The organism is Streptomyces sp. NBC_01431 (genome assembly GCF_036231355.1).
Classification (GTDB): Bacteria; Actinomycetota; Actinomycetes; order Streptomycetales; family Streptomycetaceae; genus Streptomyces.
The window spans coordinates 1215214-1238988 of record NZ_CP109496.1; the positions used below are offsets into that span (position 1 = coordinate 1215214).

General features: G+C 70.7%; 21 protein-coding genes. 3 read left to right on the forward strand and 18 right to left on the reverse strand.

Annotated elements, in window-relative coordinates:
- Window positions 1-45: 45 nt before the first annotated feature.
- The 16 genes from OG522_RS05830 to OG522_RS05905 all read right to left on the reverse strand — a co-directional run bounded on the left by OG522_RS05830 (window position 46) and on the right by OG522_RS05905 (window position 19241).
- Window positions 46-1482, reverse strand: a complete 1437-nt coding sequence (locus tag OG522_RS05830; protein WP_329461852.1) for an aspartate aminotransferase family protein — start codon at window positions 1480-1482, stop codon at window positions 46-48.
- Window positions 1479-3386, reverse strand: a complete 1908-nt coding sequence (dxs, locus tag OG522_RS05835) for a 1-deoxy-D-xylulose-5-phosphate synthase (protein WP_329461853.1) — start codon at window positions 3384-3386, stop codon at window positions 1479-1481. Before dxs ends, OG522_RS05830 begins: the two co-directional genes overlap by 4 nt.
- Before the next feature lie 241 nt (window positions 3387-3627).
- Window positions 3628-4650 carry an adenosyl-hopene transferase HpnH gene (gene hpnH / locus OG522_RS05840; protein WP_329461854.1) on the reverse strand — a complete coding sequence of 341 codons (1023 nt, stop codon included), beginning with the start codon at window positions 4648-4650 and terminating at the stop codon, window positions 3628-3630.
- A gap of 5 nt (window positions 4651-4655) precedes the next feature.
- Complete coding sequence (locus OG522_RS05845) at window positions 4656-5303, reverse strand: phosphorylase family protein (protein ID WP_329461855.1); 648 nt, start codon at window positions 5301-5303, stop codon at window positions 4656-4658.
- Window positions 5303-7285 carry a squalene--hopene cyclase gene (gene shc / locus OG522_RS05850; RefSeq protein ID WP_329461856.1) on the reverse strand — a complete coding sequence of 661 codons (1983 nt, stop codon included), beginning with the start codon at window positions 7283-7285 and terminating at the stop codon, window positions 5303-5305. Before shc ends, OG522_RS05845 begins: the two co-directional genes overlap by 1 nt.
- A gap of 107 nt (window positions 7286-7392) precedes the next feature.
- Window positions 7393-8502 (reverse strand): polyprenyl synthetase family protein, encoded by a 1110-nt coding sequence (locus tag OG522_RS05855; protein WP_329461857.1) that lies wholly within the window; start codon window positions 8500-8502, stop codon window positions 7393-7395.
- On the reverse strand, window positions 8499-9881 hold the full coding sequence (hpnE, locus tag OG522_RS05860) for a hydroxysqualene dehydroxylase HpnE (RefSeq protein ID WP_329461859.1): 1383 nt from the start codon (window positions 9879-9881) through the stop codon (window positions 8499-8501). The genes OG522_RS05855 and hpnE overlap by 4 nt, the downstream gene beginning before the upstream one ends.
- A 136-nt stretch (window positions 9882-10017) precedes the next feature.
- On the reverse strand, window positions 10018-10968 hold the full coding sequence (gene hpnD, locus OG522_RS05865) for a presqualene diphosphate synthase HpnD (RefSeq protein ID WP_329461860.1): 951 nt from the start codon (window positions 10966-10968) through the stop codon (window positions 10018-10020).
- Complete coding sequence (gene hpnC / locus OG522_RS05870; RefSeq protein WP_329461861.1) at window positions 10965-11858, reverse strand: squalene synthase HpnC; 894 nt, start codon at window positions 11856-11858, stop codon at window positions 10965-10967. The genes hpnD and hpnC overlap by 4 nt, the downstream gene beginning before the upstream one ends.
- A gap of 418 nt (window positions 11859-12276) precedes the next feature.
- Window positions 12277-13092, reverse strand: a complete 816-nt coding sequence (locus OG522_RS05875; RefSeq protein ID WP_329461862.1) for an ABC transporter ATP-binding protein — start codon at window positions 13090-13092, stop codon at window positions 12277-12279.
- Window positions 13079-13960, reverse strand: a complete 882-nt coding sequence (locus OG522_RS05880; RefSeq protein WP_329461863.1) for an ABC transporter permease — start codon at window positions 13958-13960, stop codon at window positions 13079-13081. The genes OG522_RS05875 and OG522_RS05880 overlap by 14 nt, the downstream gene beginning before the upstream one ends.
- 66 nt (window positions 13961-14026) lie before the next feature.
- Window positions 14027-14899 (reverse strand): glycosyltransferase family 2 protein, encoded by an 873-nt coding sequence (locus tag OG522_RS05885; protein ID WP_443074816.1) that lies wholly within the window; start codon window positions 14897-14899, stop codon window positions 14027-14029.
- 8 nt (window positions 14900-14907) lie between these two features.
- Entirely contained in the window at window positions 14908-15687 is a 780-nt protein-coding gene (locus OG522_RS05890; RefSeq protein ID WP_329461865.1) for a CDP-alcohol phosphatidyltransferase family protein, read from the reverse strand.
- On the reverse strand, window positions 15665-16726 hold the full coding sequence (locus OG522_RS05895) for an iron-containing alcohol dehydrogenase family protein (protein WP_329461866.1): 1062 nt from the start codon (window positions 16724-16726) through the stop codon (window positions 15665-15667). Before OG522_RS05895 ends, OG522_RS05890 begins: the two co-directional genes overlap by 23 nt.
- Complete coding sequence (locus OG522_RS05900) at window positions 16714-17451, reverse strand: phosphocholine cytidylyltransferase family protein (protein ID WP_329461867.1); 738 nt, start codon at window positions 17449-17451, stop codon at window positions 16714-16716. The genes OG522_RS05895 and OG522_RS05900 overlap by 13 nt, the downstream gene beginning before the upstream one ends.
- Window positions 17448-19241, reverse strand: coding sequence for a DUF5941 domain-containing protein (locus OG522_RS05905; RefSeq protein WP_329467499.1), 1794 nt, complete (start codon window positions 19239-19241; stop codon window positions 17448-17450). The genes OG522_RS05900 and OG522_RS05905 overlap by 4 nt, the downstream gene beginning before the upstream one ends.
- Before the next feature lie 440 nt (window positions 19242-19681).
- Here OG522_RS05905 and OG522_RS05910 point away from each other — a divergent pair, with 440 nt between their 5' ends.
- Window positions 19682-20623, forward strand: coding sequence for a cation diffusion facilitator family transporter (locus tag OG522_RS05910; RefSeq protein ID WP_329461868.1), 942 nt, complete (start codon window positions 19682-19684; stop codon window positions 20621-20623).
- A 122-nt stretch (window positions 20624-20745) separates the two neighbouring features.
- Window positions 20746-21351 (forward strand): isopentenyl-diphosphate Delta-isomerase, encoded by a 606-nt coding sequence (gene idi / locus OG522_RS05915; RefSeq protein ID WP_329461869.1) that lies wholly within the window; start codon window positions 20746-20748, stop codon window positions 21349-21351.
- Here idi and OG522_RS05920 read toward each other — a convergent pair.
- The gene (locus OG522_RS05920; protein ID WP_329461870.1) at window positions 21326-21826 is read right to left on the reverse strand and encodes an ATP-binding protein; all 501 of its coding nucleotides are present in this window, start codon (window positions 21824-21826) and stop codon (window positions 21326-21328) included. The two genes, idi and OG522_RS05920, sit on opposite strands and share 26 nt — an antisense overlap.
- 441 nt (window positions 21827-22267) lie before the next feature.
- Between OG522_RS05920 and OG522_RS05925 the strand changes: the two genes are divergently transcribed.
- Window positions 22268-23035, forward strand: coding sequence for an enoyl-CoA hydratase/isomerase family protein (locus OG522_RS05925; protein WP_329461871.1), 768 nt, complete (start codon window positions 22268-22270; stop codon window positions 23033-23035).
- Here the strand turns inward: OG522_RS05925 and OG522_RS05930 are convergent.
- Complete coding sequence (locus tag OG522_RS05930) at window positions 23007-23645, reverse strand: DJ-1/PfpI family protein (RefSeq protein ID WP_329461872.1); 639 nt, start codon at window positions 23643-23645, stop codon at window positions 23007-23009. The two genes, OG522_RS05925 and OG522_RS05930, sit on opposite strands and share 29 nt — an antisense overlap.
- Window positions 23646-23775: the final 130 nt, after the last annotated feature.

Here is a 23775-nt window from a genome sequence, read left to right on the forward strand (position 1 = left end):
TTGCCTCAGGGACAAACTTTTTGCCTCTGAGGCAAATTTCCCTCGCTAGCGGTTGGCGACCGCCTGCTTGACCAGGGTGCGGCCGAAGTCCCACATGAGTCCGCCGCCGCCGTGCGCGTCGTCCATGACGGCGGTGAAGGCCTCGACGAACCGGTCGACCTCGCGTTCCTTGATGGTCAGCGGCGGAATCAGCTTGATCACTTCCAGATGGTCGCCGGAGACCTGGGTGAGGATGCGGTGTTTCTGGAGCAGCGGCACGACGACCATCTGCGCGAACAATCCCTTGCGGGCCGCCTGGAGCATGGTCCAGCGGCTGCGCAGTTTGAGCGAGGACGGCCTGCCGAACTCGATGCCGATCATGAGCCCGCGCCCTCGTACGTCCGAGAGCAGTTCGTAGCGGTCGATGAGGGCGGCGAGCCGGGTCCGCAGCAGATCGCCGGTGGTGCGGGCGTTCTCGATCACCGACTCGTCCGCCATGACCGACAGGACGGCGAGGCCGGCCGCCATCGCCTGGGCGTTGGAGCCGAAGCTCGCCGAGTGGACGAGGACCCGGTCCATGGACGAGTAGACCTTTTTGAAGATCCACTCCTTGCCCAGGGTGGCGCCGACCGGCACGTACCCGCCCGAGAGCGCCTTCGCGACGCACACCAGGTCCGGTTCGACGCCCTGGTCGTGCTGGTAGGCGTAGAAGTCACCGGTCCGGCCGAGGCCGGTCTGCACCTCGTCGGCGATGAGCAGCGCCTTGTGCCGGTGCAGCAGTTCCTGCGCGGCGAGCAGATAGCCGGGCGGCGCCTCGTGCACGCCCTTGCCCTGGATCGGCTCGACGATGAGCGCGGCCACGTCTCCCCGCTTCAACTCCCTTTCCAGGGCGGCGAGATCACCGAGCGGCAGCGCCGTGTCGGGCAGGAGCGGCGCGAAGCCGTCGCGGAATCCGGACTCGCCGTTGACCGACAGGGAACCGGTCGTCAGGCCGTGGAAGGCGTGCGAGCAGTACAGGACGCGGGGCTTGCCGGTGGCGTACCGGGCGAATTTGAGGGCGGTCTCCACGGCCTCGGTGCCACTGTTGCCGAAGAACACCCGGTCCAGGTGCGGACTGTGCGCGAGGAGCTTCTCGGCGAGCAGTCCGGGCAGCGGCTGGCAGTCGAAGCGGGTCAGGTCGGCGAGCGAGGCGTCGAGCACGTCGTGCAGGGCCTTGCGGACGACGGGGTGGTGACGGCCCAGGCCCATCACCCCGAAGCCGGCGAGCATGTCGAGGTAGTCGTTGCCCTCGGCGTCCCAGAAGTACGCGCCCTCGGCCCGCTCGTAGACCTTGTCGAAGCCGATGGTGTGCAGCATTCGGGGAAGCTGGTGGTTGAGGTACTTGGCGTGCAGTTCGTAGCGTTCGGCCCCGCGTGCGGCGAGGAGTTCCGCAAGGTCGAAGCCCTTGGCTCCAGAACCTTCGGGGGTCGGTGGTGCGAAGCCCTTCGGCTCGCCGTCGGTCATGCGTCGATCTCCTTGTCGGCCGCCGCGGCGGCTTCCTCCGTGGCCGCCAGTGCGGCACCGATCCGTCCCGCGATCTCCACCGGTGTGAGCCCGATGTCGGCCAGCACCTCGGCGCGCTTGGCGTGCGCGAGGAACTGCTCGGGGATGCCGAAGGTACGCAGCGGGACGTCGACCCCGGCGTCGCGCAGAGCCTGCCCGACGGCCCAACCGACGCCGCCCGTACGGACGTTGTCCTCGGCGACGGCGACCAGCCGGTGCCGAGCGGCCAGCGGGGCCAGCTGTTCGTCGACGGGTTTGACCCAGCGAGGGTCGAGCACCGTGCACGTGATGCCGCGCCCGGCGAGCAGCTCGGCCGCCTGGAGGCAGACCGGCGCGAGGACACCCACCGCCACGAGCAGCACGTCGGCGTCCTCGTCGGCACGCAGCACGTCCATGCCGCCGATCCTGGCGACGGCCGGAACGTCGGGCCCGACGGACTCCTTGGGGAAGCGCAGGACCGTCGGCGCGTCGGCCACGTCCACGGCCTCGCGCAGCTGGGCCCGCAGCTGGCCGGCGTCGCGCGGCGCGGCGATCCTGAGCCCCGGTACGACCTGGAGCACCGACAGGTCCCACATGCCGTTGTGCGAGGGGCCGTCGACGCCGGTCACCCCGGCCCGGTCCAGGACGAAGGTCACCGCGCACCTGTGCAGCGCGACGTCCATCAGCAGTTGGTCGAAGGCCCGGTTGAGAAAGGTCGCGTACACGGCGACGACCGGGTGCAGACCACCGGTGGCGAGCCCGGCCGCACAGACCGCCGCGTGCTGCTCGGCGATACCGACGTCCCACACCCGCTCCGGGAAGCGCTCGGCGAACGCGCTGAGACCGGTGGGGTGCAGCATGGCCGCCGTGATGGCGACGATGTCCGGCCGCTGGGCGCCGAGTTGAGCGAGTTCGGCGCCGAACACCGACGTCCAGGAAGGCCCGCTGGAGGGGGTGAGGGGCTCGCAGGTGAGGGGGTCCATCGCGCCGACCGTGTGGAAGCGGTCGGCCTCGTCGTCGAGCGCGGGCTGATAGCCGCGGCCCTTCTCGGTCAGGCAGTGCACGAGTACGGGTCCGTGGAAGCGCTGGGCCCGCCGCAGCGCCGACTCGACCGCCTCGGTGTCGTGTCCGTCGATCGGTCCGACGTACTTCAGGCCGAGGTCCTCGAACATGCCCTGCGGGGCGAACGCGTCCTTGAAGCCCTTCTTCGCGCCGTGCAGCGACTCGTACAGCGGCTGCCCCACGACGGGCGTGTGCTGGAGGACTTCCTTGCCCCAGGCCAGTATCCGCTCGTAGCCGTCGGTGGTGCGCAGCGTGGCCAGGTGGTTGGCGAGCCCGCCGGTGGTCGGCCCGTACGAGCGCTCGTTGTCGTTGACGACGATGATCAGTGGCCGGTCCCGGGCGGCGGCGATGTTGTTGAGCGCCTCCCAGGCCATGCCGCCGGTGAGCGCTCCGTCCCCTATGACGGCGACGACGTGGCCGTCCCTGCCGAGCACCTGGTTGGCCTTGGCGAGCCCGTCCGCCCAGCCGAGCGCGGTGGAGGCGTGCGAGTTCTCGATGACGTCGTGCTCGGACTCGGCGCGCGAGGGGTAGCCGGAGAGGCCGCCCTTGGTGCGCAGCTTCGAGAAGTCCTGCCGACCGGTGAGGAGTTTGTGGACGTAGCTCTGGTGTCCGGTGTCCCACAGGATGCGGTCGACCGGTGAATCGAAGGCCCGGTGCAGGGCGATGGAGAGCTCGACCACCCCCAGGTTGGGTCCCAGGTGGCCCCCGGTCCGCGCCACCGCGCTGATCAGGAACTCCCTTATCTCATGGGCGAGTTGGCCGAGTTCGTCGCGGTCAAGCGCTCGCAGGTCGTGCGGCCCCCCGATGGTCTCCAAGATCGTCACGCTCGGGCCCCCTCTTTCGGATCCTGTTCAGCTCACGATCAAGCTCAGGCGTGACCCGCGCCGTCGACTGCCGGAGCCCCGATGTCCGGTGTGCGCGTCGTCGTGGACCGCACCGGGACGGGTGCGTCCCCGCCCACCGCCACCGGCCCGGCCCGGATGCGCCGCTGGGTGGCGGATCACCCCTGGCCGGGCCGGCGGCGCGGTGAGCCCCGGGGAGACCGGCCCCCCGGGGCCCGTCACGTCAGCCGCGGTTTCCCTGGACGGTCTCGCGCACCGCCCTGAGCGACTCCTTCAGCGACCCCATGGTCGCGAGCACGGCGGTCGGCTCGTAGCCGCAGTGCGCCATGCAGTTCGCACACCGCTCGTCCTTGCCGCGGCCGTACTTGCTCCAGTCGGTGTCCTCGACCAGCTCCCGGTACGTCGGCACGTACCCGTCGCTCATCAGGTAGCAGGGCCGCTGCCAGCCGAAGAGCGAGTAGTTCGGGATCGCCCACGCCGTGCACGGGAAGTCCGCCTTGCCCTCCAGGAAGTCCAGGAAGAGCGGCGAGTGGTTGAGCCGCCAGCGCCTGCGGTTGCCGCCGGCGAAAGCCTTCTTGAACAGCTCCCGGGTCTGCTCGACGCCCAGGAAGTGCTCCTGGTCGGGTGCCTTCTCGTAGGCGTACGCGGGCGAGATCATCATCTCGTCGACCTTGAGGTCGTCATTGAGGAAGTTGAGGACCTCGATGATGGTCTGCGGGGTGTCGGTGTTGAAGAACGTCGAGTTGGTGGTGACCCGGAAGCCCTGCCGCTTGGCCTCCTTGATCGCCTCCACCGCCTCGTCGAAGACGCCCTCCTTCGCCACCGACTCGTCGTGCCGCTCGCGCAGCCCGTCGATGTGCACGGCGAAGGCGAAGTACGGCGACGGCGTGAAGTCCTTGAGCTTCTTGCGCATCAGCAGGGCATTGGTGCACAGGAAGACGTACTTCCTCTTCGCCACCAACTGCCGCACGATCTCATCGATCTGAGGGTGCATCAGCGGTTCGCCGCCCGCGATGGAAACCATCGGCGCCCCGGATTCGAGGACCGCTCCGACGGCCTGCGCCACCGGCATGCGCTGCTTCAGGATCCCGGCCGGATGCTGGATCTTTCCGCAGCCCTCGCATTTGAGGTTGCAGGCGAAGAGCGGTTCCAGCTCGACGATCAGCGGGAACTTCTCACGCCTGCGCAACTTCTGTTCAAAAAGATAGGTCCCGACCCTGATGGACTGACGAAGCGGCATGGCCATCTGGCTCACCTCCTGGGGAGCAGCAAAGAACGGTGCCATTCAAAGAACGCGGGAAGGACGGCACGAAGAACGCGGAAGGCTGATATTCCACCGCGTACCGTGCCAATTCGGACGAGTTCATGTTCTGGAGCGTCCACGACCACCCGTACGGCCGCAACCGGACGCGCTCCGGTCCGCACGGCGGTCCACAGCGTGGCGGCGGACTCCATGTCCACCGCGATGGCCCCGGTCGCCCTCAGATCGGCCCGCTCGGGCCCTCGTACGACGTGGTCGGAGCCGGTGAGCGGGCCGGTGTGGACGGTGCGGCCCGGCAGCGCCTCGGCGAGCGCCTTGGCGAGCACCTCGGTGTCGGTGCATTCGGTGGAGCCCCGCGGGTCGCGGGTTTCCTCGGCGACGACCAGGTCCCCGGGGTGCATCCCGGGGACGAGGCCGGCGCAGAAGCCTGAGGCGATGACCGCCGCGTCGTGGTTCACGGCCGCCCCCAGCGCGCCCGCCACAGCCCGTTCGGCGGCCCGGGGGCCCATGCCGGTGCGCAGCACGGTGACCGGGGCGCCCGCGCCGGTCCGGGCGGCGCCGCGCAGCGCCAGCCGCTCGATGGTGAGCGCGCACGCGATCACCAGCGGCAGGGGCTGCGGGGCCTGGGGAGCTTCCATCAACTCCCCTTGGTGGCGTTGGGGGAGAACGGTTCTCCATGGACGTAGCGACCCAGCGCGGTCAGCGGGAAGACCTGCCGGTAGAGGTGGTAGTTGATCGAGAAATCCCAGGGGAAGCCCGTACCGGTGAAGTACGGCTCGTCCCAGGAGCCGTCCTCGCGCTGGTTCTCGGCGAGCCAGACGATGCCTCGCTCGGCGGCCTTGCCGTCCCGCTCCCCCGCCGCGAGCAGCGCGAGCAGCGCCCAGGCGGTCTGCGAGGCCGTCGAGGGCCCCCGGCCCATCCATTCGGTCTCGCCGTACGAGCGCAGGTCCTCACCCCAGCCGCCGTCGTCGTTCTGTACGGATTCCAGCCAGGCGACCGCCCGGCGGATCGCGGGGTGCGAGGCGGGGATCCCGGCGGCGGTCAGCGCGGGCACCACCGAACCTGTTCCGTAGACGTAGTTGACGCCCCAGCGGCCGAACCAGGCGCCGTTGGCCTCCTGTTCGGCGAGCAGCCACTCGATGCCGTGCCGGGTGCGCGGATCGTGCGACTTGCCCTCGAAGGCGAGCATCTCCACCATGTGCGCGGTGACGTCGGCCGACGGCGGGTCGATGACCTCGCCGAAGTCGCAGAACGGCAGCCGGTTGGGAAAGGCGCTGGTGTTGTCGGCGTCGAACGCGCCCCAGGCGCCGTTCTTCGACTGCATGCCGAGGCTCCAGCGCGCCCCCCGGGCGATGGCGGCCTCGATCTTCTCCGGCTCTGGGTGCCGCACGCGGCGCAGCGCCAGGATCACTTCGGCGGTGTCGTCGATGTCCGGGTAGTTGTCGTTGTGGAACTCGAACGCCCAGCCGCCGGGGTCGAGTTGGGGCCTGCGTACGACCCAGTCGCCGGGGCGGGTGATCTCCTCGCCGAGCATCCAGTCGGCCGCCTTGACCAGGGCGGGATGGTCGGCGGGCAGGCCCGCGTCGGCGAGCGCGATGGTGGCCAGGCAGGTGTCCCACACCGGGGACTGACAGGCCTCGATCATCCGGGCGCCGTCCTCGCGCCACACGGCGAACCGGTCGAGCGACTCCAACCCGGCCCGCATCACGGGGTGTTGGAGGTCGTAGCCGAGCAGGTGCAGGGCGATCACGGAGTACACGGCGGGTGGCTGGATGCCGCCCCAGCAGCCGTCGTTCTCCTGGCGCTCGATGATCCAGCGGGCGGCGCTGCGCATCGCGGCCCGGCGCAGCTTGCGGGGCGCCACCTTGCGGTAGCCGTGCAGCACCTGGTCGAGCCGCTGGAAGACGCCGTCCCAACTCGCCATCGGGGCAAGGGGTTTGGCCGGATTGGGGGTGCGGGCGTCGGTGTGCAGCTCATCGAGCGGGAAGGGCGCGGGCCGTACCGGGCGCTTCGCGGAGACCACGGTGAGCGGCACGATGGTCTGCCGGGCCCAGCAGCCGAAGTCGTAGATGTTGAGCGGGACCCACTTGGGCAGGAAGATCAGCTCGGGCGGCAGCTCGGGCAGGTCGTCCCACTTCCACCAGCCGAACAGGGCCAGCCAGATCCGGGTGAACACCCGTGCCGAAGCGATTCCGCCGTTCGCCCTGATCCACCCGGAGGCGCGGGCCATGTGCGGGTCCTCGGGCCGGTCTCCGGCGAGTCTGAGGGCGACGTACGCCTCGATGGTGGTGGACAGTTCGCCGGGGCCGCCGAAGAAGGTGGCCCAGGTTCCGTCGTCCCGCTGCTCGCCCCGGATGAACAGGGCGGCCGCCTGGACGGTCTTCTCGTCCTGCACCCCGAGGAACTGGCGAAGCAGCAGATCCTCGGCGTCCATGGTGACGTTGGTCTCCAGGTCGCCCTTCCACCAGCCCTGGGCGTCCTGCCTGCCGAGCAGGTGCTCGATGCCGCGTTCCGCGGCCCCCCGTGCGGCGTCGAGCACCGTGTCCGCGCCGGGTGGTGCACTGGCCGCGGCGGCGCGGGGCCGCGGGGCCCCGGTGCTTCCGTCGGTCGTCGCTGTCATGGCTTCCCCTTCGTGCAGTAGCTACTTCTGCTGTGCTGGGGTCTCCGTCGGACGGAGCCCGGTCTCCCGGGCCCTTCCGGCGACTGCGAGTCATATGCGAATGGTGATCATCTCTTTCGTACGACGACGAAGTCCGCCAGCGCGGTGAGCTGCGCGCGGATCTTTTCCGGCATCTCGACGGCTCCCAGCGCCTCGATCGCGATGGTGTGCTGCCTGCGGGCCTCCTGGGAGGTCCACTCGCGGCCGCCGGCCTCCTCGATGAGGGCCGCCCGGGTGGCGAACTCCGCCTCGGAGAAGCTGTCGAAGTCATTGCTCTTGGCATCCGCGGCGAGCAGTTCGCCGAGCCGTTCGGAGGCCGGGCCGCCCGCCGCGAGCGCCGCGACGACCGGCAGCGACTTCTTGCGCTGGCGCAGGTCGCTCCAGGTCTGCTTGCCCGTGGCGTCCGGGTCGCCCCAGATGCCGAGCAGGTCGTCGACGGCCTGGAAGGCGAGGCCCAGGTGGTAGCCGTACGCCTCCAGGGTGTCGGCGGTGCGGTCGTCGGCCCCGCCGAGAACCGCGCCGATGGAGACGGCGCAGGCGAGCAGCGCGCCCGTCTTGTTGCCCTCCATCTCCAGGCACTCCTCGACGGTGACCCGCTCGCGGTGCTCGTAGGAGATGTCCTGGGCCTGACCGTCGATCAACTTCCGCGTGGCGGTGGTGAGTCGGCGGGTGGCGCGGCCCGCCTCGACCGTGCCGAGTTCGAGCAGGACCTCGTTGGCGAGGGCGAACAATGCGTCGCCGACCAGGATCGCCTGCGCGGGTCCGTGCACCTTCCACACCGTGTCGCGGTGGCGGCGCTGCTCGTCGCCGTCCATCAGGTCGTCGTGCAGGAGCGAGAAGTTGTGGACGAGTTCCACGGCGACCGCGCCGGGGACACCGACCTCGGCGGCGGCGCCGGCCGCCTCCGCGGAGAGCAGGGCGAGCGCGGGCCGCACGGCCTTGCCGCCGTCGCCGTCCGCCGGGCGCCCCTGGGCGTCGATCCACCCGAAGTGGTAGGCGGCGACGGTGTCCATGGGAGCCGCGAGCCGGTCGACGGCCGCGCGCAGCTCCGGCGTCGACAGCGCGCGCCCCCGCTCCAGCAGGGCGGTGACGTCCACGGTGTCCACAGCCGGATTCGCCGAAGCCGAAGGCACAGTCGGCACAGTCTCTCCTCTTGTTCCAGTACTGCTAATAGTCATGCCGCCTCCTGAAGCGGATGAACATGGGGGCGGCCCAGGGCGCCGAGGGCGGCACCGGCGGCGCTGAATCCGCTGCGCACGGCGCCCTCCATGGTCGCGGGCCAGCCGGTCGCGGTCCACGCGCCGGCCAGGTACAGGCCGTCCGCACGGGTCCGCGCCGACGGCCGCAGCCGTCCGACGCCGGGGGTGGGGGCGAACGTCGCTGTCCGCTCCCGGGTGACGAAGAAGTCGAGGATCTCCGCGCCGCGCGCGGCGGGCAACAGCTTTTCCAGCTCGGGCAGGTACCGCGCGCGCAACTCGGCCACCGGCAGGTCGATCTCGTCATCGGCGGCCGACTGGGAGATGGCCAGATACTGCCCCCCGCCCATGAGCCCCGAGGAGTCGGTCCGGTCGAAGACCCACTGCACCGGAGTGCCGAGCGCGGCGAAGAAGGGCTGCTTGAGGACCTTGCGGTCGTAGACCACGTGGACGTTGAGGATCGGCGCGGTGCCGATGTCGAGCAGCTTGCCCGGATCGTCGAGCGCGCCGTCGGGCAGCAGGTCGTACGTCTCCTTCTGCGGGACGGCGAGCACGACGACCTCGGCGTCCAGCGTCTCGCCGGCCACCTGGACCTGCCAACTTCCGTCCTGCGTACGGGAGATGGACTCGGCCTTGGTTCGCGTCTCGGTGCGTACGCCGGCCGAGTCGAGGGCCTTGCGGGCCAGCGTGTCGTGGAGTTCACCGAGCGGCACGCGGGCCCAGCCGATGTCGGCGGCGCCCGGCTCGGAGAGCAGCCCGGTCTTGAAGACCATGGCGGCGAGCCCGAGCGAGGCGTGCGGCGCGGTGGCGTTCAGGGTCGCCACGCCCACCAAATCCCACAGCGCCTCGATGGTGCGCGCCGACTGCCCGTGCCGGCCCAGCCAGGTCGCGAAGTCCACGCCGTCGAGCGCCGGGTCGGCCGGGTCGAGCCGCTTGAGCGCGAGCGCGGCGCGCCCGACGGAGGCCCGCTCGGCGAGCGAGAGGTGCGGGTAGGTCGCCAGGCTCCTGGCCAGATGCAGCGGCACGGGCAGCGCGGCGCGGCGCAGCCGGCCGAGCCGCGGCCCCCTGGGGTGCGCCACGTCGAGGACGGGGACGTCCAACCGGGCCTGGACCGGGGCGAGTTCGGCTCCGCCCACCCGGTCGAGGAACCAGCGGTAGGCGGTGCAGCACCGCAGGTAGACGTGCTGGCCGTTGTCGACGGTGAGGTCGCCGCGCCGGAAGGAGAAGGCGAGACCGCCGAGGCGGGGGCGGCCCTCGATGAGGGTCACGCTCAGCCCCGCGTCGGCCAGTTCGAGCGCCGAGGTGATGCCGGCGAGACCGCCGCCGACCACCACCGCGCGTCCGGGCCGCGTCCCGCTCATGCGCCCTCCCCTCCGGCCGGCCCGGGGTGCTGCGCACGGCGGGCCGATGCAGTCAGGGACGCGGCGGCGCGCCGCGAAGTTGCACGTCGGGCCCGCGTAATGGTCCTCAGCCCTTCGTCCGGGTACGCGTGGGGCATCAGGCGCGCCTCCTGGCGGTCTGCCGGGACACGTACCGGGTGTCGAGGCCGGACAGTCCGCGTACCGCGACGTACGCCTTCTCCCGTCCGGGCAGCGAGACCCGCCCGCGCAAAACCGCCTCCGGGTCGCGTTCGATCCGGTCCAACAGACGCCGGTAGATTCCGGCCATGGCCGCCACGCAGGCGCCGCTGCGCCGGTCCAGCATCGGCAGCAGCCGGTAGCCCTCGGCGAACAGGGCTCTGGCGCGCCGCACTTCGAAGTGGACGAGGCCGGCGAAGTCGGAACCGGCCGGCGGCACCGGGCTGTGGAAGCCCGCCGAGCAGCCGAACTTGGCGAGGTCGTCGGCGGGCAGATAGGTCCGCCCGTTGCCGGCGTCCTCGCGGACGTCCCGGAGGATGTTGGTGAGTTGGAGTGCGAGCCCCAGCGTGTCGGCGTACTCGGCGGCGCGCTCGGTGCCCGGTGCGCCCTGCTGCGTACCGAAAACGCCCAGGGAGAGCCGGCCGATGGCGCCCGCGACACACCGGCAGTAGACCTTCAGGTCGTCCCACGTCTCGTAGCTCTCGCCGTGCACGTCCATCAGGACGCCGTCGATGAGCTCGTCGAGCCCGCCGAGCGGGACGGGGAAGCGGCGCGCGGTGTCCGCGAGCGCCACCGCCACCGGGTCGGTGTCGTCCTCGTCGACCTCGCCGTCCCGGACGCGCCCGAGCAGCGCCCGGGTCTCCTCCAGGCGGGACTTCTTGGCGTCCACCGGCAGCGTGCCGTCGCCGATGTCGTCGACGCGGCGCGAGAACGCGTACAGCGCCGACATCGCCTGCCGCTTGTCCGCCGGCAGCAGCCTGATGCCGTAGGCGAAATTGCGCGCCTGCTGCCCGGTCACGGCCTCGCAGTAGCTGTATGCGGCCTGTACCGGTGCGGACACGGGTGCCTGTGCCTCCACGGTCCGGCTCACCCCTCTCTACGCGCTCTTCGCAAGACGGCTCCCACCTCGCGCATCAGCCTTGCCTTGGTGGGCTTGGGCGGCCCCGGGAGTACGTCGTGGCCGGCGGCAGCGACCGCGTCGAGCGCGGCGCGTCCTCCGGCCACGAATCCGGCCAGTAGCAGCTTGAGTCTGCCGTGGACGCTACCCACCAGGGGGGTGCCTTCATTCAGCAACGACCCGGCGCGTTCCGCCTCGAACGCGACCAGGGCACGCACCGAGGCGCTCCCTCGGGGAGCCGCCAGATCGGCCTCGGTGACGTGGAAGCGCGCCATGTCCTCGGCGGGCAGATAGATCCGGTCCCGGCCGAGGTCCTCCTTCACGTCCTGGAGGTGCTCCACGATCTGCAGCGCCGTGCACACCGCGTCGGAGCGGCGCACGCGCTCGGCGCTCGCGGTGCCGGTGATGGCCAGCACCAGGCGCCCCACGGGGTTGGCGGAGAGCTCGCAGTAGGCGACGAGTTCCTCGTACGTCCCGTACCGCCCGACCTGCTGGTCCTGCCGGTTGGCCGCGATCAGCCCGAGGAACGGCTCGGGGGTCAGCGAGCGGCGGCGCACGGTGGGCTGGAGGGCCTTGAGCAACGGGTGGTGCGGGGTCCCGTCGAAGACGCGGCGCAGATCCGCCTCGAAGGCGTCGAGCAGCAGGAGGCGGTCGTCCGCCTCGGCGGGGTCGACACCGAGGTGGCGGGCGTCGGCGCCGCCGGGGGCGAGGTCGCCGTCACCGATGTCGTCGACGAGACGGGCATAGCCGTAGACGGCCATCAGGTCGTCTCGCCAGGCGCGCGGCAGAAAGAAGGGGGCCACTGGGAAGTTCTCTTCCGTGGCCTTGTCGAGCGTGGTGCGCGAGGAGGATCCGGTGCGCACGTCCCGGACTGGAGTCACCGGGTACCGCCCGGCGCGGGAACGGCGGCCGTCCCTTTGAGCCGGAGATCTTCCGTAGCCATGGCCGTCACATCTCCCGTTCTACACCGCCGACCCAATACATCCTATTTCGGACACGCCGCCTGACCTCCCCGGACGGGGTGACCCGTCGCGCGAGGCGCCCGGGGCGTATTACCCCACTTGCCGCGAATCAGCACCGGTACAGCTTACGTTGTACAACGGCCGACAACACGTCGGGGTGTTGCGAGCATTACGAGAACACTCCAATCCGGCCCAACCTTCCCCGCATACTGGCAACTTGACGGGTTCTTGACCCCGCGACCACACCATAGGACGCGAAGACCCCCGCCGGGGTTGATCGACGGGGGCCGGGATTTCACGTCCGGCGGGTGACTGGGCGTCAGCGGCCGGATTCCTTCTGGTACGCCTTGACGACCTCGTCGGTCGGACCGTCCATGAGGAGCTCACCGCGCTCCAGCCAGAGCACGCGGTCGCAGGTGTCCCGGATGGAGCCGATGCTGTGGCTCACCAGGAAGACGGTTCCGGCGTGCTTGCGCAGTTCCCGGATGCGCTCCTCGGAGCGGATCTGGAACTGCCGGTCACCGGTGGCCAGCGCCTCGTCGATCATGAGGACGTCGTGGTCCTTGGCCGCGGCGATGGAGAACCGCAGCCGGGCCGCCATACCGGAGGAGTAGGTCCGCATCGGCAGGGAGATGAAGTCTCCCTTGTCGTTGATGCCGGAGAAGTCCACGATCTCCTCGTAGCGCTCCTTGACCTCCTCGCGGGACATGCCCATGGCCAGGCCGCCGAGAATGACATTGCGCTCGCCGGTCAGGTCGTTCATCAGCGCCGCGTTCACGCCGAGCAGCGAGGGCTGGCCGTCGGTGTAGACCCGGCCGCTCTCCGGCGGCAGCAGTCCGGCGATGGCCCGCAGCAGGGTCGACTTGCCCGAGCCGTTGGAGCCGATCAGGCCGATCGCCTCGCCGCGGTACGCGGTGAACGAGACGCCCTTGACCGCGTGCACCCGGCGCATGCCCCGGGAGGCGCCGCCGGTCTTGTCCCGTTTGACTATGCGGCTTAGGGCCGCGGTGGCGCTGCCCTTTCCGCCACCGCCTCCGTTGACGGTGTACACGATGTGCACGTCGTCACAGATGACGGTGGGGATGCGCGCGTCGACCACGTCGGCGCGCTCCTTGATGTCCTCAGCCACGGCCATACCGCTCCTCAGCCTTCCAGAAGTACACGAAGCCCAGTCCCCCGACGACGACCGCCCAGCCGACCGCGAGGGCCCACACGTGCGGGGGCAGCGTGTGGCTGCCGTAGCCGTCCATCAGGGCGTAGCGCGCCAGGTCCATGTAGACCGCGGCGGGGTTGCACTGAAGGATGACCTTCAGCCAGTGCGGCTTGCCCCTGAGCACGGTGCCGAGGCTGAACATCACGCCGGACGAGTACATCCACGTACGCATGATGAACGGCATGAGCTGCGCGAGGTCCGGCGTCTTGGCACCGAGGCGCGCGAAGGTCAGCGCCAGCCCGGTGTTGAAGACGAACTGGAACGCGAGCACCGGGATGATCAGGAGCCAGGTCATGCCCGGCATGAAGCCGGACGAGACCACCACGATCATCAGGACGATCATGGAGAACAGCAGCTGCTGGAGCTGCTGGAGTGCGAAGGAGACCGGCAGCGAGGCGCGCGGGAAATGCAGGGCCCGCACCAGGCCCAGGTTGCCCGAGATCGCGCGTACGCCCGCCATCAGCGAGTTCTGCGTGAACGTGAACAGGAACACGCCGGTCACCAGGAACGGGATGTACGCGTCCGAGGCGATGCCCCGCTTCGCGTTCATGAGAACGCCGAAGATGAAGTAGTAGACCAGCGCGTTCAGCAGGGGCGTCGCCACCTGCCAGATCTGGCCGAGCTTCGCCTCGCTGTACTGGGCGGTCAGCTTGGCCGACGAGAACGACAGGATGAAGTGGCGCCGACCCCACAGCTGCTTGATGTAGGCGGTGAGCTGGGGCCGGGCCCCGCTCACCGACAGCCCGTGTTTGGCGGCGAGGTCCGCCGGGGACAGGGTTGTGTCACTCACAAGTGAAAACTTTCGTGTTCATGAAGTACGCCCGATGGTCTCAGAGACCTCTCAGAGCCGAGACTCTCAGATGACGGGAGGACGGCCCAGCCGGGTGAGTCTGAAGACCGTACGCCACTTCATGGGGCGCCGTGGTCCGCAGGGCGTCGTCCAGCCCTCCTTGAAGCCGCCGAACCACGCCTTCAGCGCGGGGCCGGACGGCTTGCGGGCGAGGGTGAGCAGCAGCCAGACCCCGAGGTAGACGGGGACCAGCGGCGCGGGCAGGTTGCGCCGGGCCAGCCAGACCCGGTTGCGGGCCACCATCCGGTGGTAGACCGCGTGCCGGGACGGGGCGGTCGTCGGGTGGTGCAGGACCATGTCCGCGCGGTAGTCGATCATCCAGCCGGCGTCGAGCGCCCGCCAGGCGAGGTCGGTCTCCTCGTGAGCGTAGAAGAACTCGTCCGGCAGCCCGCCGACCTCCGCGAACACCTTGGTGCGCACGGCATTGGCGCCGCCGAGGAACGTCGTCACGCGCGAGGAGCGCATCGGGTCGGCGGCGCGCAGCCTCGGGACGTGGCGGCGCTGGGTGATCCCGGTGTCGGGGTCGGCGATGCGGAAGCTGATGATGCCCAGCTCCGGGTCGGCGGCGAAGGCCTGCCGGCACAGCTCGGCGGTGTCCGGGTTCGCGAGCAGCCCGTCGTCGTCGAGGAAGAGCAGCACGTCCATCCGCGCGCCCGACGGTCCGAACGCCTCGATGCCGACGTTGCGGCCGCCCGGAATGCCCAGGTTCTCCGGCAGCTCCACGGTGCGTACGCCCTCGGGGACGTCCGGCACGGGGGCTCCGTTGCCGACCACGACGACCTCGATCCGGTCGCCGTCCTGCTTGGCGACGGAGTCGAGCAGGGCCCGCAGCTCGGCGGGGCGGTTGCCCATGGTGATGACGACCGCGCCGACCTTCATCGGGGCGCTCACTTCAGCCTGCTCGAAGCGAGCACGGACACGAGGTGCAGCAGCGTCTGAAGGAGCGCGATGCCCGCGAGCACTGCGACGCCCAGGCGCGAGAAGTACAGGTCGCCCCGGACCTGGTCCACGACCGCGAGGACCAGGATCAGCAGGGACGCCTCGATGCCGAGGACCAGCCGGTGGAACTTCAGCGCGGCGGCGGCCCTGCGGGCCAGCGCCATGCCGGAGGAGCGCGGCTCGGCGGCCGCGTCCTTGACCTGGGGCAGCCCGGCCTGGTGGCGGGCGACGCCGACCAGGTCGGTCTCGGCCTTGATCAGGATGGCGCCGAGCGCGGCGAGCGTACCGAGGAAGGCCCACAGCCAGTCGATCCGGCCGCCGCCCCACAGGTCCGCGGCGCGCAGACCGAAGCCGACGAGTACCGCCGCGTCGCACAGGTAGGCGCCGACGCGGTCCAGGTACACGCCGGACAGCGAGAACTGCCTCTTCCAGCGGGCGACTTCACCGTCGACGCAGTCGAGCAGCAGATAGCCCTGTACGGCCACGACGCCGAGGACCGCGCCCCAGATGCCCGGGACGAGCAGGGCCGGGGCGGCGAGCACACCGCTGAGGGTCATCACGTAGGTCAGCTGGTTCGGCGTGACCTTGGTGGTGACCAGGAGGCGGGTGATGCGCAGCGAGATCTCGCGCATGTACAGGCGGCCGCCCCAGTGTTCTCCGCTGACCCGGTCCTTCACACCCGCCGGGTGCACGACCGGGCGGAGCTCAGCTACGGATGGTCTTGGCATAGTCGGCGTACGCGTCCCTGATCTGGTCGGTGGACAGGTCGAGGTGCTCGAGGATGGTGTAGCGGCCGGGGCGGGTCTGCGGTGCGAACTCGACGGCCTGGACGAACTCGGCGTCCGTGAAGCCGATTTCACTCGCCAGGACCGGCAGCGCGTGCCTGCGCAGCACCTCGGCCATCAGCGCGGACTGCTCGGGCGCGCCGCGCAGGTGCATCGCGAAGGCCGCGCCGAGGCCGCACTGCTCGCCGTGGCTGGCGGCCCGGGTCGGGAAGAGCAGGTCGAAGGCGTGGCTGATCTCGTGGCAGGCGCCGGACGAGGGCCGGCTGTCGCCGCTGATCGACATGGCGATGCCGGACATGACCAGGCCCTCGGAGAGGGTGACCAGGAAGTCGTCGTCGCCGACGGTGCCGGGGTGGCGCAGGACCGCCTCGCCGGCGCTGCGCGCCATGGCGGCGGCCAGGCCGTCGACGGGCTCCCCGGTCTCCCGGTGCGAGAGCTCCCAGTCCGCGATCGCCGACAGGTTGGAGATCGCGTCGCCGATGCCCGAGCGCACGAAGCGCGCGGGCGCGTCCCGGATGACGTCCAAGTCGATCAGGATGGCCAGCGGGGTGGGCACGCCGTAGGAGCCGCGCCCGTTGTCGTTGTCGAGCGTGGAGATCGGCGAGCAGATGCCGTCGTGCGAGAGGTTCGTCGCGACCGCGACCATCGGAAGACCGACCCGGGCCGCCGCGTACTTCGTGACGTCGATGATCTTCCCGCCGCCGAGCGCCACGACCGCGTCGTAGCGCTTGCCGCGCATCGCGTCGGCGAGCTTGACCGCCGCGTCGATGGTGCCGCCGTCGACGGGGTACCACTCGGCGCCGGGCAGCAGCGGGCCGAACTGCTCACGCAGCTTCAGGCCGGAGCCACCGCTGATCGCGATCGCCAGGTTCCCGTTGGCCGAGATGCGCTGGTCGGCGAGGACGACCGCCAGGTCGTCCAGCGCCCCCCGCCGGATGTCGACGACAACCGGCGAGGGGATCAGCCGCGTCAGTACTGGCACGCGATCTCACGGCCCTTCGCGAGGTCGTCGTGGTTGTCGATCTCGACCCACGAGACCTCGCCGATGGGCGCGACGTCGACGGCGAAGCCGCGGTTGACGAGCTCCTGGTAGCCGTCCTCGTAGTAGAGGTCGGGGTCGCGCTCGAAGGTGGTCTTCAGGGCGTCGGCGAGCTCCTCGGCGGCCTCGGCCTCGATGAGCGTGACGCCGATGTACTCGCCGGTCGCGGTCGCCGGGTCCATCAGCTTGGTGATGCGCTGGACGCCCTTGCCCTCGGCCGTGATGACCTTCATCTCCTCGTCGGCGAGGCTCTTCACCGTGTCGAGGGCGAGGATGATCTTCTGGCCGTCGCCGCGCGCGGCGAGCAGCGTCTTCTCGACGGAGACCGGGTGGACGGTGTCGCCGTTGGCGAGGATCACACCGCGCTTGAGGACCTCACGCGCGCACCACAGGGAGTAGGCGTTGTTCCACTCCTCGGCCTTGTCGTTGTCGATCAGCGTGATCGCGACGCCGTACTTGGCCTCCAGGGCCTCCTTGCGCGCGTACACGGCCTCCTTGCGGTAGCCGACGACGACGGCGACCTCGGTGAGCCCGACCTCGGCGAAGTTCTTCAGCGCGATGTCCAGGACGGTGGTGTCACCGTCGACAGGCACGAGGGCCTTCGGGAGCGTGTCGGTGTAGGGGCGCAGACGCCGTCCGGCACCGGCTGCCAGTACGAGGCCAATCATGCTGTTTCTCCTTCGTCATGTACGGCAGGTGCTCCGGAGGACACCCAGAAGCGGATGGACTCCACGAGCACCACGAGCGCGATGGCCGCCGCGAGGGCGGTGAGCGCCAGGGTGAAGTCTGTGCCTCGCGTGGCGAGGACGGCGGCGAGCACCGTCACCACGAGCGTGCGGCCGTCGTGGCCGCCGATCAGCCGCACCAGCCACGAGGGCGGCGCGCCGGAGCCGCCCTTGATGCGGTAGACCGTGTCGTAGTGATGGTAGGCGACCGCGGCCACGAGGCCGAAGGCCGCGGGCAGGGCCCCGTTCACGTCCGAGCGGGCCGCCAGGATCAGGACCGTGCAGTATTCGGCCACGCGGAAGAGCGGCGGTACGAGCCAGTCCAGGGCGCCCTTGAGGGGGCGACCGACGGCGATGCCCGACAGGACCGCGTAGAAGACGGCCGCGACGATCATCTGGCGGCTGCCGACCGGCTGCGTGAGTGCGGTGGCGATGAGGGCCGTGGTGCCGACGGCCGCCACCACGGGGGCGCCCGGCACCCGGGGTGCCTTCGCGGCGACCAGTTGCGCGAGCGGCCCGCTGTCCGCGAGGTCGGCGAGCGCCTGGGCTGCGCGGTCGGTGCGGGTGGCTCGACGGGTCAGCGAGCGAAGGACGCGTCCCGCGGTGGTGTAGCAGGCGGCGAAGGCACAGCCGATGAGGAGCGCGTAGAACACGATGCGGGGCGTGGTGACGGCGGTCAGCACGGCGATCATCGCCCAGCGCTCGCCGATCGGCAGCACGATCATGCGGCGCACCCACACCGTCCAGCCGACCGAGTCGAGTTTGTCGGAGAGGGCGGCGGTGGGGCTGGTGTTGGCCGTCGCGTCGTGGTTGGCCTCGTTGAACGAGAAGTCCACGACGTGGCGGCAGGTCTGGAGCACCATGGCGCCGAGCGCGAGCGCCCATACGTCGTCGCCGCCGCGAGCCGCGCCGAGGGCGAGCCCCGCGTAGTAGGCGTACTCCTTGGCGCGGTCGAACGTGGCGTCGAGCCAGGCGCCCATTGTCGAGTACTGGAGCGAGTAACGGGCGAGCTGCCCATCGGTGCAGTCCAGGACGAAGGAGAGGATCAGCAGCACTCCGGCCGCGACGTAGCCGCCGCGGGTCCCGGTCGCCGCGCAGCCGGCCGCGATCAGCGCGGTGATCAGCGAGGCGGTGGTGACCTGGTTGGGGGTGAGCCCCCGCCGGGCGCACCAGCGGGCGAGGTAGCGGGAGTACGGGCTGATGAAGTGGGTGGTGAAGAAGCCGTCGCGGGACTTGACCGCGTTGCGCAGTCGTACGGCCTCGTCGTCCACGGCTGCGACGGCCCGGCTGGCGGCGGCCGCGGCCGCCTCGTCGGCGGGGACGGTCGCGACCAGCGAGCCGAGCTCGGGGTGGTGCACCGCGACGTCCTGCGCCTCAAGGGCGGCGGCGATGTCATCGGCGAGCACCGAGGCGGTACACACGTGGGCTGCCGGAGCCGGGACGCCGGCCAGGGCGCGGTCGAGCGCCGGGCGGGCCTCGGCCTTGACCGTCAGCGCGCCGGGCACGGAGGCCGCCGGGAAGCGCGGGTCGGTCAGCGCCAGGCGCAGGGAGTGGAGGTGTCCGACGAAGCGCGGGTCGACCAGGGCGACGCGTTCACCGGCGGGCACCTCGGCTAGCAGGGCGGCCACGTCCTCGGGCCGCTGGGCGGAGCGGACGTCGAAGCCCAAGGAGCCCAGCTCGGGTCCGAGCTGCGACCCGGGGACCGGCAGACCGGTCAGGATGGCGGTCGACAGTCGAACTCACTCCTTTTGAACGGGCAGAACGGGCAGGATGCCTGGCTGCTCGGCCCGGCACGGCGGCGGGCGGCACGTCGGCAGAGGCTATCGGATGCCCGGGACCGCGAATTCACTGGCCGTTTACGCCCGAGCGGGCCCGGCGGCGCCTGCTCGGGACGCCGCGACCATCATTGTCGATCAAGGCCACAGCCCACAAACCGCGGTCCGCGTCGATCAGGGCCACAGCCCACAAACCGCGGCCCGCGCGCTGGGGGTGACGGCCGTCCCACCGAAAGCGCGGCCCTCGCACCGAGCCGTTGACCTGCGAGCATTTCCGCAGGTCAGGGCACATGACAACGGTGTTCAGTCTCGTGTTGCACATACCCCCTACCCGTAGTTCACTTGGCCCTCGTACACAGATATGACCATCGAATGAAACCGGATCCGGGAGGCGTTTCATGGGGGCTGGGCACGACCACGGGCACACCCACGGGGGGCCGCCACCGACCGGCACCGCCGCTGCCGCGTACCGAGGGCGGCTGCGGATCGCGCTCGGAATCACACTGACCGTGATGGTCGTGGAGATCGTCGGCGGCCTGCTCGCGGATTCGCTTGCGCTCGTCGCGGACGCGGCCCACATGGCGACGGACGGCCTCGGGCTCGCGATGGCACTGCTCGCCATCCACTTCGCCAACCGGCCGGCCGGCGGCAACCGCACCTACGGCTACGCCCGCGCCGAGATCCTGGCCGCGCTCGCCAACTGTCTGCTGCTGCTCGGTGTGGGCGGCTACGTCCTGTTCGAGGCGGTCTCCCGGTTCCTGGAGCCCGCCGACACCTCGGGCGGCACGGCCGTGGTCTTCGGCCTGATCGGTCTGGTCGCCAACTCGGTGTCGCTGTCGCTCCTCATGAAGGGGCAGCAGGACAGCCTCAACGTGCGCGGCGCCTTCCTTGAGGTGCTCTCCGACGCGCTCGGCTCGGCGGCCGTCGTGGTGGCCGGCCTGGTCATCATGGCCACCGGATGGCAGGCGGCCGACCCGATCGCCTCGCTGATCATCGGCCTGATGATCGTGCCCCGTGCCGTCAAGCTGCTGCGCGAGACCCTCAACGTGCTGCTCGAATCGGCTCCCAAGGGGGTCGACATGACGCAGGTGCGGGCGCACATCGTGGAGTTGCCCGGCGTCGAGGACGTCCACGATCTGCACGCGTGGACGATCACCTCCGGGATGCCGGTGCTCTCGGCGCATGTGGTGGTCAGCCAGGACATCCTCGACTCGGTGGGGCACGAGAAGCTGCTGCACGAGTTGCAGGGATGCCTGGGCGACCACTTCGACGTCGAGCACTGCACCTTCCAGCTGGAGCCCAGCGGCCACGCCGAACACGAGGCGAGGCTCTGCCACTGACCCGCCTCTCGCGGTTCCCCGCGCCCCGAGCGGGGCAGGGACATGCGGGTGCCCGCGGAAGTACGGACACGCCGCTTTTGTGCGGCAGACTGGGCAGCCGAGGACCGAAGCGAAGGATGGTTATGCCGAGCACACCAGCCACTACGGCGAACAACTCGTCGAACGGGACCACGGGCGCAGCCGCGCAGGAAATCATGCTCGAACTGGTCGACGAGAGCGGCAACACCATCGGAACGGCGGAGAAGCTCGCCGCGCACCAGGCGCCCGGTCAGCTGCACCGGGCCTTCTCCGTCTTCCTCTTCGACCCGGCGGGCCGCCTGCTGCTCCAGCGGCGGGCGCTCGGCAAGTACCACTCCCCCGGCGTCTGGTCCAACACCTGCTGCGGCCATCCCTACCCCGGCGAGTCCCCCTTCGCGGCGGCCGCCCGGCGCACGTACGAGGAGCTGGGCATCTCGCCGACGCTGCTCGCCGAGGCGGGCACGGTCCGCTACAACCACCCGGACCCGGAGTCGGGCCTGGTGGAGCAGGAGTACAACCATCTGTTCGTGGGCCTGGTGCAGTCGCCGCTGCGGCCGGACCCCGAGGAGGTCGGCGAGACGGCCTTCGTGACGCCCGAGGAGCTGGCCGAGCGGCACGCCCGCGCCTCCTTCTCGGCGTGGTTCATGACGGTGCTCGACGCGGCGCGGCCCGCGGTGAAGGAGCTCACGGGGCCCGACGCGGGCTGGTGATCCCGGGCAACGGGGCCAGCGGGAGTGCGGCCCAGATGATCTTTCCGCCGTTCGCGGTCTGCTCGACGTCGCACACCCCGCCGGCCTCCTCCGTGACCTCCCGCACCAGGAGCAACCCGCGGCCGCCGGTCCGGCCGTAGTCGGCCTCCAGGGCCTTGGGCCGGTAGGGGTGGTTGTCCTCGACCGCGATCCGGATCCACTCGGCGCCGATCGCCACCTCGACGGCGACCTGGGGCGAAAGCAGTGCCGCGTGTCTGACCGCGTTGGTGACCAGCTCCGAGACGATGAGGAGCAGTCCCTGCACGAGGTCGTCGTGGGCCGGAACGCGCTGGCGGGCCAGCAGGTCGCGTACCGCGTGCCGGGCCTGCGGGACGGAGACGTCGACGGCGGGAGCGGTGAACCGCCATACGCCCTCGTACGACCGAGGAGTGGTCGGAGCGGCGGGTTCGGGCGGCAGGCTCCCGCGGATCTCCATGTTCCGGCACCCACCCTCACGGCTCGACTGCACACCCGTCTGCTGAAGAGTGTCGGGAGTGCGTTGGTCCGGACCGGCCGACTGAACAGAAGTCAGCGCCTATCGCCGCCTTTTGCCCGGCGATGCAAGGGAACGTCACTTCTCCATGGATTTCTGACCCTCGCCTGACGGCTTTGCCATGGCTTGCGGGGGTGTCGGAGGCATCGGAGGTGTGCCTTCCCCGGTCTCCGCGGGGGCCACCGCGTCGTTCACCATCGTGACGATTTGGCGCCCGGCCACTGCCATGGCGAGCAGGCCGAGGCCGTCGAAGAGCAGCGGTGCGCGGCCACTGCGTGGGCGGCGGGAGCCAGCTCGCGGCGGCGTGCGTGCGGCTCCCGCGCCGTGTCCGTTGGACGCCCCCTGACGATCACAGGTACCGGGCGCCCGGATAGCATCCGGCGCATGCAGCCGCAGTTGGAGCAGAGCCTTGCCGAGGGCGTCGCCACCGTCGTCATCAGCAATCCCGCCAAGCGCAACGCGCTGACCTCCGCGATGTGGCGCGCGCTGCCGCCGCTGCTCGCGCGCCTTGCGGCCGATCCGGACGTACGGGTGCTGGTCCTGACCGGGGCCGGGGACACGTTCAGCGCGGGCGCGGACATCTCCTCGCTGCGCGAGCCGGGCGCGGACCCCAAGCGCCTCGCGGTAGCGGCCGAGGAGGCGCTGGCGGCCTTCCCGAAGCCGACGCTGGCCGCGGTGCGCGGCCACTGCGTGGGCGGCGGGAGCCAGCTCGCGGCGGCGTGCGATCTGCGGTTCGCCGAAGAGGGCGCGTCCTTCGGGATCACTCCCGCGAAGCTCGGCATCGTCTACCCGGCCTCCGCCACCCGGCGGCTGGCCGCGCTGGTGGGACCTTCGACCGCCAAGTACCTTTTGTTCTCCGGTGAGTTGATGGACTGCGCGCGGGCGCTGCGGACCGGTTTCGTGGACGAGGTGCTGCCCCAGGGGCAACTGGCCGAGCGGGTGGCCGAGTTCACCCGGATCCTGGTGTCACGCTCGGCGCTCACCCAGGCGGCGGCGAAGGAGTTCGCGGACGGCAGGTCCGGCCGCGAGGCCCACTGGGCACAGCAGGAGCGCGCCAGCGGCGACCCCGCGGAAGGGGTCGCCGCCTTCCTGGAGCGCAGGCCCGCGCGTTTCACCTGGCGGGTCAGCCCCGCGGGAAACCCTTCGTCCTGAACTCCTCCACCAGGTCGGCGGGCGCCTTGTCGGGCGAGCCCGCGTCGTAGGGCGGCCGCGGGTCGTACTCGGTGAGCAGTTGCACGGCTTGGGCGTACCGGTCCCCTGCGATCCGGCCGAGCAGGGTGAGCCCCATGTCGATGCCGGCGGAGACGCCGGCCGCGGTCACGTACTTGTGGTCGAAGACGACCCGCTGCCTGGTCGCGCTCGCGCCGAAGAATCGCAGTTCGTCCAGGGCGAGCCAGTGCGAGGTGGCCCGGCGGCCCTTGAGGAGCCCGGCCGCACCCAGCAGCAGCGAGCCCGTGCACACCGAGGTCGTCCACGTCGAGATGACGTCCGCGGTGCGCAGCCAGTCGACTATCGCGCCGCCCTTGAGGTGCGGCTCGATGCTCTCGCGCGGTGCGCCCGGCACGACCACGATGTCCGGACGGGTCACCTCGTCCAGGGGCTTCTCGGCGACGAGCGTGAGGCTCCCGCTGGCGTTGCGTACGGACCCGGTCTGCTCGGCGACGAACACCGTCTCGGCACCGGGGAGCCGGCTGAGGGTTTCATAGGGGCCCACCGCGTCGAGCGCGGTGAAGCCGGGGTAGAGGAGGATGGCGATCTGCATGAACTGCCCTTCGACATACGCGAGTTGGACATGCGTCAGGGGACGCGCGGCAGGATGCGGTCAGTGGTGGGCTTCGGTGCGGCGGCGCATCGTCGGACCGCTCTTTGGTGGAAGTCGGGGTGCACCCCCG